Origin of the sequence: Rhodococcus sp. As11 (assembly GCF_048957735.1) — a bacterium.
GTDB lineage: Bacteria > Actinomycetota > Actinomycetes > Mycobacteriales > Mycobacteriaceae > Rhodococcus > Rhodococcus gordoniae.
In genome coordinates this window covers 25,408-40,158 of sequence record NZ_JARDJE010000030.1, presented here as the reverse complement: position 1 = coordinate 40,158, position 14,751 = coordinate 25,408, and the positions used below count along the sequence as shown (strand labels likewise).

Annotated in this window: 14 protein-coding genes and 1 pseudogene; 7 read left to right on the top strand and 8 right to left on the bottom strand. The window is 66.8% G+C overall.

Annotated elements, in window-relative coordinates:
- Nucleotides 1–94: 94 nt before the first annotated feature.
- Nucleotides 95–394, top strand: a complete 300-nt coding sequence (locus PV766_RS22905) for a WhiB family transcriptional regulator (RefSeq protein WP_421097986.1) — start codon at nucleotides 95–97, stop codon at nucleotides 392–394.
- A gap of 12 nt (nucleotides 395–406) precedes the next feature.
- Here PV766_RS22905 and PV766_RS22900 read toward each other — a convergent pair whose 3' ends face one another.
- Nucleotides 407–1,810: a PLP-dependent aminotransferase family protein gene (locus PV766_RS22900; RefSeq protein WP_421097985.1), complete on the bottom strand. Its 1,404-nt coding sequence runs from the start codon at nucleotides 1,808–1,810 to the stop codon at nucleotides 407–409.
- A 37-nt stretch (nucleotides 1,811–1,847) separates the two neighbouring features.
- Here PV766_RS22900 and PV766_RS22895 point away from each other — a divergent pair, with 37 nt between their 5' ends.
- A complete protein-coding gene (locus PV766_RS22895) occupies nucleotides 1,848–2,729 on the top strand; it encodes a DMT family transporter (RefSeq protein WP_129975612.1) in 882 nt (293 codons plus the stop codon).
- Between the two features lie 235 nt (nucleotides 2,730–2,964).
- Here the strand turns inward: PV766_RS22895 and PV766_RS22890 are convergent, their stop codons facing one another.
- Nucleotides 2,965–3,612, bottom strand: a complete 648-nt coding sequence (locus tag PV766_RS22890; protein WP_421097984.1) for a TetR/AcrR family transcriptional regulator — start codon at nucleotides 3,610–3,612, stop codon at nucleotides 2,965–2,967.
- 473 nt (nucleotides 3,613–4,085) lie between these two features.
- On the opposite strand from PV766_RS22890, the gene PV766_RS22885 reads away from it, so the two are divergent.
- Together PV766_RS22885 and PV766_RS22880 are read left to right on the top strand one after the other, a co-directional pair.
- On the top strand, nucleotides 4,086–4,526 hold the full coding sequence (locus PV766_RS22885) for a nuclear transport factor 2 family protein (protein WP_421097983.1): 441 nt from the start codon (nucleotides 4,086–4,088) through the stop codon (nucleotides 4,524–4,526).
- A 32-nt stretch (nucleotides 4,527–4,558) separates the two neighbouring features.
- Nucleotides 4,559–4,842, top strand: a pseudogene (locus PV766_RS22880) (ornithine decarboxylase); the annotation flags it as partial.
- A gap of 72 nt (nucleotides 4,843–4,914) precedes the next feature.
- Here PV766_RS22880 and PV766_RS22875 read toward each other — a convergent pair.
- The 5 genes from PV766_RS22875 to PV766_RS22855 all read right to left on the bottom strand — a co-directional run bounded on the left by PV766_RS22875 (nucleotide 4,915) and on the right by PV766_RS22855 (nucleotide 8,799).
- Nucleotides 4,915–5,103 carry a ferredoxin gene (locus tag PV766_RS22875; RefSeq protein ID WP_421097982.1) on the bottom strand — a complete coding sequence of 63 codons (189 nt, stop codon included), beginning with the start codon at nucleotides 5,101–5,103 and terminating at the stop codon, nucleotides 4,915–4,917.
- On the bottom strand, nucleotides 5,100–6,392 hold the full coding sequence (locus tag PV766_RS22870; protein WP_064063898.1) for a cytochrome P450: 1,293 nt from the start codon (nucleotides 6,390–6,392) through the stop codon (nucleotides 5,100–5,102). Before PV766_RS22870 ends, PV766_RS22875 begins: the two co-directional genes overlap by 4 nt.
- A gap of 237 nt (nucleotides 6,393–6,629) precedes the next feature.
- Nucleotides 6,630–7,916 carry an MFS transporter gene (locus tag PV766_RS22865; RefSeq protein WP_016931670.1) on the bottom strand — a complete coding sequence of 429 codons (1,287 nt, stop codon included), beginning with the start codon at nucleotides 7,914–7,916 and terminating at the stop codon, nucleotides 6,630–6,632.
- Nucleotides 7,917–8,101: 185 nt separating this feature from the next.
- The gene (locus PV766_RS22860) at nucleotides 8,102–8,395 is read right to left on the bottom strand and encodes a DUF3263 domain-containing protein (RefSeq protein ID WP_421097981.1); all 294 of its coding nucleotides are present in this window, start codon (nucleotides 8,393–8,395) and stop codon (nucleotides 8,102–8,104) included.
- Nucleotides 8,392–8,799 (bottom strand): hypothetical protein, encoded by a 408-nt coding sequence (locus PV766_RS22855; protein WP_421097980.1) that lies wholly within the window; start codon nucleotides 8,797–8,799, stop codon nucleotides 8,392–8,394. Before PV766_RS22855 ends, PV766_RS22860 begins: the two co-directional genes overlap by 4 nt.
- Nucleotides 8,800–8,918: 119 nt before the next feature.
- Between PV766_RS22855 and PV766_RS22850 the strand changes: the two genes are divergently transcribed.
- Entirely contained in the window at nucleotides 8,919–10,253 is a 1,335-nt protein-coding gene (locus tag PV766_RS22850; RefSeq protein WP_421097979.1) for a cytochrome P450, read from the top strand.
- A gap of 335 nt (nucleotides 10,254–10,588) precedes the next feature.
- A complete protein-coding gene (locus PV766_RS22845; RefSeq protein WP_421097988.1) occupies nucleotides 10,589–11,299 on the top strand; it encodes a M23 family metallopeptidase in 711 nt (236 codons plus the stop codon).
- An 83-nt stretch (nucleotides 11,300–11,382) separates the two neighbouring features.
- On the opposite strand, the gene PV766_RS22840 is transcribed toward PV766_RS22845, so the two are convergent.
- The gene (locus PV766_RS22840; RefSeq protein ID WP_064063904.1) at nucleotides 11,383–13,353 is read right to left on the bottom strand and encodes a M13 family metallopeptidase; all 1,971 of its coding nucleotides are present in this window, start codon (nucleotides 13,351–13,353) and stop codon (nucleotides 11,383–11,385) included.
- 111 nt (nucleotides 13,354–13,464) lie between these two features.
- Here PV766_RS22840 and PV766_RS22835 point away from each other — a divergent pair, with 111 nt between their 5' ends.
- On the top strand, nucleotides 13,465–14,670 hold the full coding sequence (locus tag PV766_RS22835) for a serine hydrolase domain-containing protein (RefSeq protein WP_064063905.1): 1,206 nt from the start codon (nucleotides 13,465–13,467) through the stop codon (nucleotides 14,668–14,670).
- Nucleotides 14,671–14,751 lie beyond the last annotated feature (81 nt).

Below are 14,751 nucleotides of genomic sequence, written 5' to 3'. Positions count from 1 at the left end.
CTCGCCGGCGAGGAGACCCCCGACACCGGCGATGCCTCCACCGACCACCTGATCGAGACCTACCGAACCCTGCGCGACGGAGGGAAGTAAGGACATGCCCGCGCCGAAGTTGCTCTATCTGCCGCCTCCCGTTGCCGAGGAGTGGGATTGGCAGATGGACGCGGCTTGTCGCGACGCGGACGGCTCGTTGTTCTTCCACCCGGACAACGAGCGGGGCGACGCGAGGGAGAACCGCATGGCCTCGGCCAAGAAGGTGTGCGCTCGTTGTCCGGTGCGGCAGAAGTGCTTGCAGTACGCCTTCGATTCCGGTGAACGCTACGGGATCTGGGGCGGGCTCACGGAGGACGAACGCGCCCGGGTGAGAAGTGCCCGCCGGCGCCACACCGGTCGGTGACACCGACCGTCGTCACCTGTCCGCGACGACTCGTCCGATGACCCGGGCGGCCTCTCGGAAGGCCGCCGGATTCGGGCCGGCGAAGTTGAGCCGGAGGTACTGGCCGGTGGGTTCTGCCGGGAACCACTCGTCGCCCGCCGCGACGAGCACCCCGGCGGCCTCGCAGTCGCGCGCGACTGCCTGGGCGTCGGTGTCGTCGGGGAGCCTGCCCCACAGGTTGAGCCCACCGGGCGGTAGTCCGTCGAATTCCACCTCGGGTGCGTGCTCACGGAGTTCGCTCGCGAGGAGGTTGCGGCGGGATTCGAGTTCGCGACGGACTGCCCGCAGGTGGGTCTGCCACGCGGGCTGGGTGACGACGTCGAGCGCGACGGTCTGGAGAACGCCGCTCACGTAGACGGATTCGGCCTGCACGTCGGCGAGGATGCGTTCGCGAGCGGGTCCTCGCGCCACGATCGCCGCGACCCGCACCGACGGTGCGACGCTCTTGGTCAGCGAGCGGATGTAGACGACGTGGCCGGAGTCGTCGCGTGCGAACAGTGGGACGGACGGGGTGGAGATCCCGAAGTCGTGGGCCCAGTCGTCCTCGATGACGAACGCTCCCGCATCGCGCACCGCGTCGAGGACCCGCTCGCCGATCGACGACGACCATTGCGACCCTGTGGGATTCGCGAAGTTCGGTTGCGCGTAGAAGGCGCGCGCCCGTGTCCGGTCGAACGCGCGGGCCACTTCGTCGGGATCGGGTCCGTTGGGACCGCTCGAGACGGGCACGAGTTGTACGCCCGCCTTCGTGGCGGCGAGGATCGCTCCCCAATAGGTGGGTGACTCCACCACGAGGGGATTGCCGGCGCCGACGAGTGCGCGGAAGATCGAACCGAGGCCGCTCTGGCTGCCGGGTGTGATGATCACGTCGCCCGCGAACGGTGGCGCGGTGCGCGCGTTCGTCGCTTCCGTCAGTTCCGTGGCGAACCATGCCTGCAGTTCGGGAAGTCCCGCGGCAGGGGTCCGTTCGACGGCGGCATTGCTGCGGGATGCCCGCGAATACGCTCCGCGGACGAGACGTTCGGGAAGCAGTGTGCGGTCGGGGTAACCGGAGTGGAGTGCAACCACGTCGTTGGCCACCGTGCGCAGGGCAGCAGAGGCGCGGGCAAGCGGGGGAGCTGTTCCGAGCGCTTCCGTCTGCCAACTGTGATCGATCGTGTTCGACATGCGGATCTGCCGTACGAAGGTGCCGACACCGGAGCGGCTCTCCACGAGCCCCCGGGCCTGGAGCGTTCGCAGTGCCTTCTGCACCGTGACGGGACCGACGCCGTACTGCGCGACGAGCGACCTCGTCGAGGGCAGTCGGGCGCCGGGCGCAGCGGTGGCGAGCCACCGGGTCAGTTCCGCGACGAGTTGCGAACTGCTACTGTTCGACATGAGAGTACAGAGTAGCGCTATCATTCCGGACCGGCCAGTGCTATCCCCCGATCCTCGCGGGCTGGCCTGGGGTCTTCTCGGCGTCGCAGGCTTCTCCCTGACAGTGCCCCTCACCCGAATCACCGTCGAGAGCGGGGTGATGTCACCGCTGTTCGTCGCCGCCGGTCGCGCGGTCGTCGCAGCGGTTCTCGCCGCTCTCGCGCTCGCGTTCACGGGACAACGACTCCCGCACGGACATCAGTGGGGCAGAATCGCCGTCGTCGCGGGCGGCGTGGTGATCGGATTTCCCCTGCTCACCTCGTACGCCCTGACCACGGCACCGGCGAACCACAGCGCGATCGTCATCGCAATCCTCCCCGCAGCGACCGCGGTGGTCGCGGTACTGCGTGCCCGCGAACGACCCCCGGCGCCGTTCTGGGTCGCGGCAGCTGCGGGGACGCTCGCCGTCATGGTCTTTGCCGGCCTACGCGATGGAGGCTTCGAGGGCTTCGGCCGAGCCGATCTGCTGTTGCTCGGTGCGGTGGTGGCCGCCGCCCTCGGTTACGCCGAAGGCGGTCTGCTGGCACGGGAGATCGGTGCGTGGCAGACGATCTCGTGGGCACTGGTTCTGGCGTCACCGCTCATGGTGTCGCTCACCCTCGTCTCGTTCACCGCCGGGCTACCGCAAGGCGATGTGACGCACTGGGCGTCGTTCGCGTATCTCGGCGTCGTCAGCATGTTCCTCGGCTTCTTCGCGTGGTATCGAGGTCTGGCGATCGGGCCGATGGCGCGGGTCGGTCAGGTTCAGCTCACTCAGCCGATCATGACGGTCGGCTGGGCCGCGTGGCTGCTGGGAGAACCGCTGACCTGGGCGGTCGTTGCGTGCGGTGCCGCCGTCGTGCTGTGTGCCGGCACCGCTGTTCGCGTCCGCCGCACCTGAGGTGCGTCAGTCCTTGTCGAGGAAGAAATCCCGTCGCGAATCCCGAAGTGAACAGAGACATTCCGTACTTCGACAGCGTGTACGAGGGGTGGGCGCCGGCCGGTGGGGCATGTCGACCGTGCACTGTTCCCTTCAGCGTCGGGTGCACGTCGAGACAGGCGGGGAGATCGTTCCGCAACTCGGTCACGAGCCGAACGTAAGTGAACTACTCCCATCAGAGAATGACGTTCTCCTCCTACGCGGTGAATCCCTGCGAGCAGAAGTCCCAGACCTCGTCGGCCGTGATGGGACGGTTCGTGCTGTCGTCGCCCCCGCTGGACTGAGCGATGAACATCACGGTCTGCATCGTCATGGTGGCCATCCGCTTCGGGTTCGACCCTTCGCGCAGATTGCCCTCGGCATCGACCTTCTCCATCAGTTCTGTGAACAGCGCGAGCATGGAGGCGTGCGCGACCTTCACCTCTGCAGGATGGGTGAGCAGCAGCTGCGCCGCGAAGTCGGTGAGCAGCGGTCGCTGAGCCGTGGGATCGGGCCGGGACGACTCGAACAACAACTCCACCGCGACACGGAGCTGGTCGAGAGGGGCCTTCTCGCCGGCGGCAGCGGCGCGGATCTGGTCGGCAGAGCGGCTCAAGGCGTCCTCGAAGAGGGCGAGCAGCAGCTCGTGCTTACCGTCGAACTGCAGGTAGAAGCTGCGAAGCGACTGCTTGGAGCGGTCGACGACCTCCTGGACCGTGAAGTCGGTGCTGCCCTTTTCCGTGATGATCGCCTGCGCGGCGTCGAGAAAGCGCTGAACGCGCTGCTCGGCGCGCAGTTTGGCTGTCCGGAGGGAGCGCTCGACTGCGCGTTGCTTCCAGGCCGGTTCTTCCCTGGGGCCCGTCACTGCCGGGATCGCCCTGTGTCGCGGGGGGTGGACATAGGAGCACTGTACCGGAGCGCAGGGGCGCACAGCGGGACCGACCTCCCGTTCCCGCACCGGTTCGAGGATAATCCTCTCACCAGAAGAGAGTGTTATTCTGTCGCGCCTACCGGGGCTCGGCGCCGGGAAAGGAGGCAGTCGGACGGTGTGCGACGGCGATCACCTCGTCGTCCACAGCTGTAAGGTCCGGACCTGCATCCTTCGGCGCGTGGGGTATTCGCTACCGGAATCGTCGTTCGCTGCGGCAATTTCGGTAGCGAACGACGATTCCGGTAGCGGAGGGGCAGCCCGGAAACGTGTATGTCCGACGTGATTTTCCCGCTCGGATCGTGGAGTGAATCACGTTGTCCCCTATACGGACGTGTACCGGAACGAGGTCGTGGAAGGAAGGTTCTCTTCTGAAAGAATAAAATTCCGGACGAGATCGAAGGAGCACCATGACGCCCGACGAGCTGTGCGACAAGTACGCCATTACCGAACTCCTCTACCGCTATGCGACGGCGGTGGACACCAAGGACTGGAAGAAGATGACGTCGGTCTTCACCGAGGACGCCCATCTGGACTACAGCTCTGTGGGTTTTTCGCCCGGACCGAGGGACGACGTGCTGGCGGAGTTGCAGAAGGCACTGTCGTACCTGCCGATGTCGCAGCATTTCATCACCAACGTCGAGGTCGATCTCGACGGCGACCGGGCGACGGTGCGAGCGATGTTCTACAACCCGATGCAACTCCCCGGCGTCGACGGCCTGACCTATTGCGGGGGCAACTATCACCACGAGGTCGTGCGAACGGAAGACGGCTGGAAGAGTTGCCGCCTCATCGAAGAGAGCCTGTGGTTCTCCAACCATCCCGACCCGGCGAAGAGTCAGGTCCGCTGATTGCTGCTCGTCGGCCTGGGTAACCGACCGGCGAACTGCAGCTCGAATCCGTGATGTCCTGCGTGACGCGTTCTTCGGCCGGACCGAGACGGTGCCGGCAGACCGCGCTGCCGGCCGCATCGCGGCAGAACAGCTCACCCCGTATCCGCCGGGCATCCCCGCGGTGGTGCCGGGGGAGCGCCTCGACCGGGCGGTCGTGGACTATCTCCGCAGCGGTGTGGGCGCCGGGATGAACGTGCCCGACGCGACCGACGGTGCCCTCGACGAGTTCCGGGTGGTCGTCGACACGGCGACGGCGTCGATCGACTCGCGGTGACGAAACGAAAAATAGGGTGGGTCAGGACTTTTCGGTCCGGGACCACGCCGGTGCGCAGCTTCGATCGGTGACTCAGTCGTGCCGGATCGCCCTTTCGGGACAACCCGCCGTGGCCTCCCGCACGGACTCCTCGTGCTCGGCCGGTACCTCGGACACGAGTGTGACGGCGTACCCGCCGTCGCTCAGATCGAAGACCTCCGGGCAGGCGGCGAGGCAGACACCGTGTCCACGGCAGGCATCGTCGTCGACGAAGACCTTCACTCCGCCTCACCTTCGGCGGGCGTGTACTCGAGGTGTAGTGCGAGCAGGCCGCGCAGGATGAAGGTCGGCAGGTAACCGAACTTCCGGTCGTCCTCGGGGCCGTGCACCTTCTCGGAGATCCGGATCTCGCTGGTGCGCTCGAGCAGGCGCGCGATGCCCACGCGACTTTCCGTGCGGGCGAGCGGAGCACCCGGGCACGTGTGCACGCCGCGGCCGAACGCGATGTGGGTACGGGCGTTCCGGCGGTCGAGGTCGAACTCGTTCGGATCGGAGAACTGGCGCGGATCGCGGTTGGCGGCGCCGTTGACCAGCATCATGATCGTGCCGGCCGAGACGTCGACCCCGCCTACGGTGGTGGAGGTCTTCGTGAGCCGGAAGTCGCCCTTGATCGGGCTCTCGAAGCGCAGCGTCTCCTCGATGAAGTTCGCGATGCGATCGGGTTCGTTCCGCAGAGTCTTCTGGAGTTCGGGCTGTTCGGCGATGATCCGCATCGCGGAGCTCAGCAGACGTACGGTGGTTTCCTGACCGGCGGAGAACACGTTCGCGGCGATGCGGAGGACGTCGTCGACCGGCGGGAGGGTGCCGTCGGGGAAGGTCGCGGTGGCGAGACCCGTCAGCACGTCGCCGGTCGGGTGCGCCCGGCGGTCCTCGATGTACGCACCGAACTTCTTGTACAGGAACTCGAGGGGGTTGAGCTTCAGGGCTTCACCCTCGGTGCTGCCGAGCGAGAATCCCTTCTCCACCTGGATGTTCAGGCCCTCGATGAATTCCTGGTGGTCGCTTTCCGGGACGCCCAGCAGGTCGGCGATGACGAGCATCGCGAACGGCGCGGCGAAGCCGGTGATGTAATCGCCCTCGCCCCGGGCCAGCAGGTCGTCGAGGAGCCGGTCGGCGATGCGTTCGATGAACGCCTCGTTCTCCTCGAGACGCTTGGGGGTGATGAGCCGCATCAGAAGGCCGCGATGGTCGGTGTGCTGAGGGGGGTCCATCGTGGGGAGCTGGTCGTTCATCGGCAGCGAGGGGCGGTGCTCCTCGATGAAGTCGGTGATGTCGTCGCTCTCGGGGCAGGCCGGGAGTCCGGAGAACGGGCCGGTCACCGAGATGCACGACGAGAACGTCTGCTCGTCGCTCAGGACCTGGATCGCCTCTTCGTATCCGGTGACCATCATGACGTCGTGATGGGGTTCGCGACCGACCGGGCATCCCTCGCGGAGGGCGTCGTAGTAGGGGTACGGGTCCTGGACGAGGTCCGGATCGGTGAAGAAGTTCTTCGTCTCGATGTCGGTCATGGTTCCTCCCGGGCCGGGCTGTGGGCTGGTGCGGAGTTCGACCTCCCCCCGCGGCCGTCCCGCGCGCGAAGCCGTGTCTCGCCCGCACATCCAACCACGGCATGGAAAATCCGGCGCGAGGGGATGTTTCGCGCATTTCGGACTTGTGGCCGATAACGTGACAGCCATCGTGAATCTGTATTCGATCTTGAAATGTCGGACCGTCGAAGCGTGGAAACAACAACGCGGCGGGCGGTGTCAGCTGCGGGACAGGGCGGTGGGGTGCGCTTCGGTGTCGACTCCCGGGATGCCGCGTCCGCGCAGCGACGCGCCTGCCGTCTCCGCCACGAAATACAGCGCGACGAGCCCGACCGCGCACGCGCCCATCATGTAGAAGGCCGGGACGAGGTCGTTCCCGGTTCGTTCCACCAACCATTCGTTGATCGCCGGCGCCGTGCCGCCGAACAGCGATGTCGACACGTTGTAGGAGATCGCGAAACCGGCGAACCGAACGTGCGTGGGGAACATCGCGGGGAAGGTCGCCGAGATGGTCGACAGCTGCATCACGTAGAGCAGGCCGAGGACGGTGAAGCCCACGACTGCCCATCCGAAGCCCACGGACATCAGCATGTACATCGGGATGGCGAGAACGAACAGGCCGGCCAACGATGCCGCCCAGAGCGGTTTGCGACCGATCCGGTCCGACAACGCGCCGGCGAAGGGAATGACCGCCATCATCGCGAGCTGGCCGATCAATACCAGGACCAGGGACGCGGTGCCGGTCAATCCGATCCGGTTCTCGAGATAGGTGGGCATGTAGCTCAGCAGCGTGTAGTTGCACACGTTCAGCGCGACGACCAGCCCCATCAGTTCGACGATCGGCCGCCAATATTTCGTGAGCAGGTCCTTGAACTCGGCGCCGACGCTGCTCTCCTCCTCGTGCGCACGCTCGAGCTCCTTGAAGACCGGGGTCTCGTCGAGCTTCGAACGCAGGTAGAGACCGACGAGCGCGAGGGGACCGGCGACGAAGAACGGAAGACGCCAGCCCCACGTCGCCATGAACGCGTCCGTCGACAGCAGATCGATGATCAGGACGAGGCACGCGCCGGCCGAGAAACCGCCCAGCGTGCCGAACTCGAGGAAGCTGCCGTAGAAGCCGCGTTTGCGGTCGGGGGAATATTCGGCCATGAACGTTGCCGCCCCGCCGTATTCACCACCGGTGGAGAACCCCTGGAGCATGCGCAACAGCACAAGCAGCACAGGCGCCCAGAACCCGATCGATTCGTACGACGGAACAGCACCGAGCAATACTGTCGAACCACCCATCAGCAGGATGGTCAGTGCCAGGATCTGCCGGCGCCCCAACCGGTCGCCGAGCGGGCCCCATACGAAACCGCCCAGCGGACGCATGACGAAGGAGACTGCGAAGACACCCAGCGTGAGCAGTGTCGCGGACTCGAGATCGCCGGGGAAGAACGAATCGGCGATATAGGTGGCCGTGTATGCGTAGACGCCGTAGTCGAACCACTCGGTGAAATTACCCATGGCCGATGCGCCGATGGCGCGTCGCACCTGTTCCGGGGGCGCAGACGAGGCCTCCGGCGTCGGGGTGGCGGAACCGGTATCCACGGTCGTTCCCTTCGATCGAGAGATCGAGATCGGTGCCCCCGTGCGTACCCGGGTGGGAGGACCGTGAAACCGACGCCGGCAGAGATTCCTCGAGGCCGGACTCAGGCGGACAGTGCGCTGAGCGGGTGCGCCGACGAGGTGTACCGCACTCGACCACGGCGGCCCACCGCGGAGTCGATGTCGACGGTGCCGAGCCGCTCGTCGCAGATGCGCACGAGTTGCTCGAGTATATGCGGTTCGAATCGGTTCCACCGGTGCGCGGTCAGCAGACCACGCAGGCGATGGAAGTACTCCTCGGGGGCGATCCCGAACGTGACCCAGATGTCCTCATCGGGCCCGCCGTTCCAGTGCCGCCACTTGACGGCGAAATCGAGCGTCGCAGCTTCGTCGGTCATGACGGAACTCCTGTTCGGTAGGGGGAGCTCGAATCCCGCCATGCGGTGCGGCTCCAGGCGATCAATTCCTCGGCGGGGACGGGAGCGGGCGAGGCGACGAACGCCTTGCTCACCCGGCCGAGCACATCGCCGTCGTCGGCGATGCTCACTTCCGCTCCGGCACAGGGTTTTCCACTCGTGGTGGCGATCTGTTCGACAGTGGCGCCACGACGGGAGGTGGGTGGACCGGGCAGCATGGTCACACTCTCTCGCTCGATCAGGTCGAGGACGGCGTCCGTCTCGAAGACCGGGACGGGAATCGTCGTGGCGCCCCGGACGAACGACGCGACGACCGGATCGCGCGCTTCCCGGCTCCCGTCGTCGCTGCATCGCCGGACGTGTGCGTGTCCTGAGGACGGCTGCACACTTTTCCGAGCGGGGGGTCTGTCCGCAGGGTGCGTGAGCCTGCTCGCTCCGGGACGTTTGGATGCGCTCTCCGCGGGGATCCTTCAATGGTCCTGTCCCCTCGACGCCGGGAGCGCCTGTGCCTGCAACGACCGCGACCGTTTCGCCCACCGACGCCGTTCGGCTCCTCGGACAGGTGGCCGTGCCGTTCGTGGCTGTGGGACCGATCGCTCGGCGACGGTGGGCCATGAAGCTGCTCGAGAAGAACCAGTCGGACGCCCGCGTGGTCCGTTTGGTCGCGGATCTGCGTGAGCGGCACGGTGACGGGCCGCTCGTCGTGCCGATCCCCGGACGCACGCTCGCGATCGTCCTGACGTCGGACGATGTGGATCGGATCCTGCGTACCGACACGGCGTCGTTCACCGCGGCCAACAAGGAGAAGGTGGCTGCGCTCAGCCCGTTCCAGCCCAACGGTGTGCTCATCTCCCGAGGTGACATCCGCGCCCAGCGACGTGCCTTCAACGAGTCGGTGCTCGAACCGGAACACGCCCTGCACCGCCTCGCCGGCGACTGGGTCCCCGTGATCGAGCAGGAGGCGCAGGGGCTGCTCGATCAGGCGAGGTCGCGCGGTGAACTCGACGCCCCGGATTTCGTGCGGGCCTGGTGGCGGCTGGTCCGGCGACTCGCGTTCGGCGACGCCGCTCGTGACGACGAGAGCATCACCGACCAGCTGTGGACGCTCCGCTCGAACGGGAACTGGTCGTTCGCGCATCCCCTTCGGCACCGCCTGCGCGATCGGTTCACCCAAAACCTGCACCACCACGTCACTGCGGCTCCGTCCGAGAGTCTGGCCGGTGTGGTCCGAGACCTCGCAGCACCGGCGTCCGTCGACCCGATCGGGCAGATGCCGCACTGGCTGTTCGCGTTCGACGCCGCGGGCATGGTGGGCGCCCGCACCCTCGCCGTGCTGTCCACGCACTCCGAACAGCGCCTGCGCGTCGAGGCGGAACTGGCGGGCACCGAAGCCGGGACACCGCAGGTCTACGAATACCTGCGGGCCTGTGTACTGGACACGACCCGCCTGTGGCCGACCACCCCGGTCATCCTTCGGGACTCCGTGGAGGAGACCACATGGAGCGACGGTTCCGGCGGCACCGCGACCATCCCGGCGGGGACGGGCTTCGTGATCCTCTCCTCGGCCTTCCATCGCGCCGACCACCTCCCGTTCGCCGACACCTTCGAACCCGAGATCTGGCTGGACGGCCGAGCCGAACGTCATCCGGCGCTCGTGCCGTTCAGTGCCGGCCCGACGGTGTGCCCCGGACGCAGCATCGTCCTCTTCACGGCGAGCACCTTCCTCGCGTATCTGCTCCGCTCCGCGGACTTCACGGTGGTGTCGAACGTGAAGCCCGATCCGACGGGTCCCTTGCCCGCTACGTTCGACAATTTCGGGTTGCGTTTCGCGGTGCGGTGAACCCCTTCCGGTACCCACTCGGCGCCGTCTCCACGACACCCTCTGCCATGACGTCGCTCACTGTTCGGCCCTGTTCTGCCCCGAACAGGTGAGAGCGATGGTGTCCATGTGACTCCAGTGGGGCAAAACGGGCAGTTTTTGTCCGGTACCGGTCGGCTTTCTGTCAACCCGACACGCTGGCGTAGTCAAACATAGAAGTACTCTGTGATGGAATCGTGACCCTATCGTTACCGAGGGCCTGTCCCAGAGGAACTGTTGTGAGCCGAAATTCTGAATCCACTCCCATCCGAGAAACCACCGACATCCGTCGCCGTGCAGCACGTACCGGCAGGTGGATGGCCGTCGCGGTCCTTGCGAGCGCAGTGACGGTCGGTGGCACGACGGTCGCGAACGCTGCGGGCGACCAGATCCGCACCGAGTCCGGTACGGCATGGACCGGTGCCGGTGAGAACCTGTCCACGGCACCCCAGGTGCTGAAGGTTGCCGATGTCGACGCATCGCACTACACCGAGAAGCTCCGTCGCGCCGCCGACCGTGAAGCGCAGCGCGTCGCCGAGGAGGTCGCCGCGCAGCGGGAAGAGGCCGAGCGGATCGCCCGTGAGGCCGCCGAGCAGGCAGCTCGCGAAGAAGCCGCTCGTCGTCCTGCCCTCGCATTCCCGGCCGCCGGCACCCTCACCTCGGGCTACGGTCCGCGCTGGGGTACGAACCACAACGGCATCGATGTCGCCAACTCCATCGGCACCCCTATCGTCTCGGTCACCGACGGCGTCGTGATCGAGTCCGGTCCGGCCTCGGGCTTCGGCCTGTGGGTGCGCATCGCCCAGGACGACGGTACGACCGGCGTGTACGGTCACATCGACCAGTCCCTCGTGTCGGTCGGCCAGCACGTGCGCGCCGGCCAGCAGATCGCCACGATGGGCAACCGCGGCCAGTCCACCGGACCACACCTGCACTACGAGGTGTGGCAGCCGGGTGGCGCCAAGATCGATCCCATCCCGTGGTTCCACGCGCGCGGCGTTCCCGTGCCCAGCTCGCACCTGGGCTGATCCGGTACTCGACAGCCGTGAACGAAGCCTGAAGCGAACACTGCCCCAGCGCATTCCGCGTCGGGGCAGTGTCGTTCTCGCAGCTACCAGATGCGCACGCGCTTCGAAGGGTCGAGATACAGTTCGTCGCCCTCGTGGACGTCGAACGCGTCGTAGAACGCGTCGATGTTGCGGATCACGCCGTTGCAGCGGAACTCCGGCGGCGAATGCGGGTCGACCGCGAGTCGGCGGGACGCCTCCTCGTCACGAACCTTCGTGCGCCACACCTGAGCCCACCCGAAGAACACGCGCTGCAGTCCGGTCAGCCCGTCGATGACCGGCGCCGGCTTACCGTCGAGCGCGATCTCGTAGGCCTTCAACGCGATCGACAGGCCACCGAGATCTCCGATGTTCTCACCGATCGTGAAACTGCCGTTGACACGCTGCCCGGGAAGGGCTTTCGGTTCGAACTCGTCGTACTGCGCGATGAGTGCCGCGGTGCGCTTTCCGAATTCCTCGCGGTCCGAATCGGTCCACCAGTTCTCGAGGTTGCCGTCGCCGTCGTACTTCGCGCCCTGATCGTCGAAGCCGTGGCCGATCTCGTGTCCGATGACCGCGCCGATTCCTCCGTAGTTCGCAGCGTCGTCGGCATGCAGGTCGAAGAACGGAGGCTGGAGAATCGCTGCGGGAAAAACGATCTCGTTCATCCCCGGGTTGTAGTAGGCATTGACCGTCTGCGGGGTCATGAACCATTCGCCGCGATCCACCGGGCCACCGAGCTTGCCGAGATCGCGGTCGTACTCGGCGGCGTACCCGCTGCGGTAGTTGCCCACCACGTCGTCGGGCGCGATCGTGACGGCGGAGTAGTCGCGCCAGGTGTCGGGATAACCCACCTTGGGTGTGAACTTCTCGAGCTTGCGCAGGGCCGCCTCACGGGTGGCCGGGCTCATCCATTCGAGGTCGGTGATGGACTGCCGGTACGCCTCGGTGAGGTTGTCGACGAGCACCTGCATCCGCGTCTTCGCCTCGGCGGGGAAGTGCCGTTCGACGTAGAGCTTGCCGACGGCCTCGCCGAGCAGGTCCTGCACGAGCGACACGCCGCGCTTCCAGCGGTCGCGGATCTCCTGCGTACCGGTGAGCGTGCGCCCGTAGAAGGCGAAGTTCTCCTCGACGAAGACATCGGACAGGTACGGGGCTCGCGCGCGCAGCACCCGCCACACGGCCCACGCCTTCCAGTCGTCGAGGTCCTCGCCGGCCCACAGCGCGGCGAACGTCTCGAGGAAACTCGGCTGACGCACCACGATCTCGGCCCACTGTCCGGTGGCCGCGCCGGTAGCGGTGATCCAGCCTGCCCAGTCGAACTGCGGGAGATCGGTGAGCAGCGAGTCGAGCGTGAGCAGGTTGTAACTCAGGTCGGCGTCGCGACGCTTGACCACATCCCAGTGGCCTGCGGCCAGCTTCGTCTCGAGCGCGACCACATTCGCCGCGTCGTAGGGCAGATCGGCGAGCGCGAACATCCGGCCGACGTGTGCGGTGTACTGCTCACGGATCTCGGCGTAACGGTCCTCGCGATAGTACGACTCGTCGGGCAGGCCGAGCCCGCCCTGCGAGACGTGCACGAGATACCGCTCGGAGTTCTTCGAATCGGTGTCGACGTAGTGCGCGATCGCGCCCGTCACGCCGGCGCGCTGCAAGCGTCCGAGCACCGCCGCGAGCGCAGCACGGTCCGTAGCGTCGGATACCGCTCGGAGTTCGTCACGGATCGGGTCGAGACCGGCGGCCTCGATCGCCGCGGTGTCCATGAACGAGGTGTACAGGTCGCCGATCTTCTGAGCGTCGGTGCCCGGTCCGGCGCCGGACGCCGCGGCTTCCTCGATGATGGCCCGGACGTCGACCTCGGCCTTGTCGGCGAGCGTACGGAACGCGCCGTCGAGTGCGCGATCGGCAGGGATCTCGTGTTCGGCGAGCCACCGGCCGTTGACGTGTTCGAACAGGTCGTCCTGAGGGCGGACCCGCTCGTCGACGTGTCCGAGGTCGATGCCGGAGCGGATCTCCGAGTTCTGCGCGAGGGTCATGCCTCACATCCTTACACTCGATTCGCCCGGCGTGCAGACACCGACGTGCAGATATCTGTGGAAGTGGGCGAACACGCACGCGGCCGGGCGCAGGCTCCTAGCATCGGGCACATGACCGAAGGTTCCATGGCGGAGCCGCCCGCGGCGACCCCGCCGACACAGATGCTGGTCGATCCTCGCTTCATGCCCGTCGCGGATCTGTTCTTCCGAATGTTCTACAAGCCGAGCCAGGGTGGTGGCGCTCTCGCGTGCTATCTGCACGGTGAACCCGTGCTCGACATCTGGGCGGGCTGGGCCGCGCGCGACAAGCGCTGGACGCGCGACACCGTCGTGCTGTCGTTCTCCACCGGCAAAGGGGTGGCCAGCACGGTGGTGCACCGTCTCGCCGAACGCGGGTTGCTCGACTACGACGCCGCCGTGGCCGAGTACTGGCCGGAGTTCGCTGCGGCCGGCAAGGAGACGATCACGCTGCGGCAACTCATGTCGCATCGCGCCGGACTGCACAAATCGCGAGGTCTCGTGCCCGGCCGCGAGGGTCTGCTCGACTCCGAGGCGGTAGCCGCCGCGCTCGCCGCGTCACCGCCCGATCCTCGCCGATTCCACGGACCGGGCTATCACGCCGTCACCTACGGAAACCTCGTCGCCGAGGTCGCGTCGCGAGTGTCGGGCGTGCCCTTCCAGGAGCTCGTGCGCACCGAGATCGCCGAGCCGCTCGGCATGGACGAGTTCTGGTACCGCGTGCCCGAGGACCAACGGCACCGCATCGCCCGGGTGTTCCCGAAGGTCAACTTCCTGCCGGCGCCGTGGACGACATCTGCGGCGGTGTTGTCGCGCGCACCCGGAGTGCGGGGGCTGGTCGAAGCGGGCATGGCAGAGGGATTCGACGAACTGATGCGCAGTCCGTCGGCTCACGACGCCGTCATGCCCGGATGGAACGGTGTGTTCACCGCACGTGCTCTCGCTCGCATGTACGCGGCGATTGCGAACGAAGGAACGATCGGCGGTGTCCGCCTGCTGAAAGAGGACACCGTTCAGCAGTTGCTCGAAGTGCAGACCCGGCGGCGGGACTACGTGCTCGGTATCCGGCCCAACTGGCGGCTGGGCTACCACCCCGGATGGGTCGCGCTGCGCGAGCAGCCGCTGCGCTCTGTCGGACACTTCGGATTCGGCGGCTCGGGAGCGTTCGCCGATCCGGAGACCGGGCTGTCGGTCGCATTCGTCACCAACCGCATGGGCAACACCTTCACCACGATCTCCGACGGACGGTTCCCGAGGCTCGGCGCGGCGGCCGTCACCGCTGCGCGCCGCGCAGCGTGATCGGACCTCCCCGGCCACGTCGATCGCCGCGAGGACCCGGTCGCTCCGACGCACGGTGACCGTGGCGCCGCCGGGTCGTGG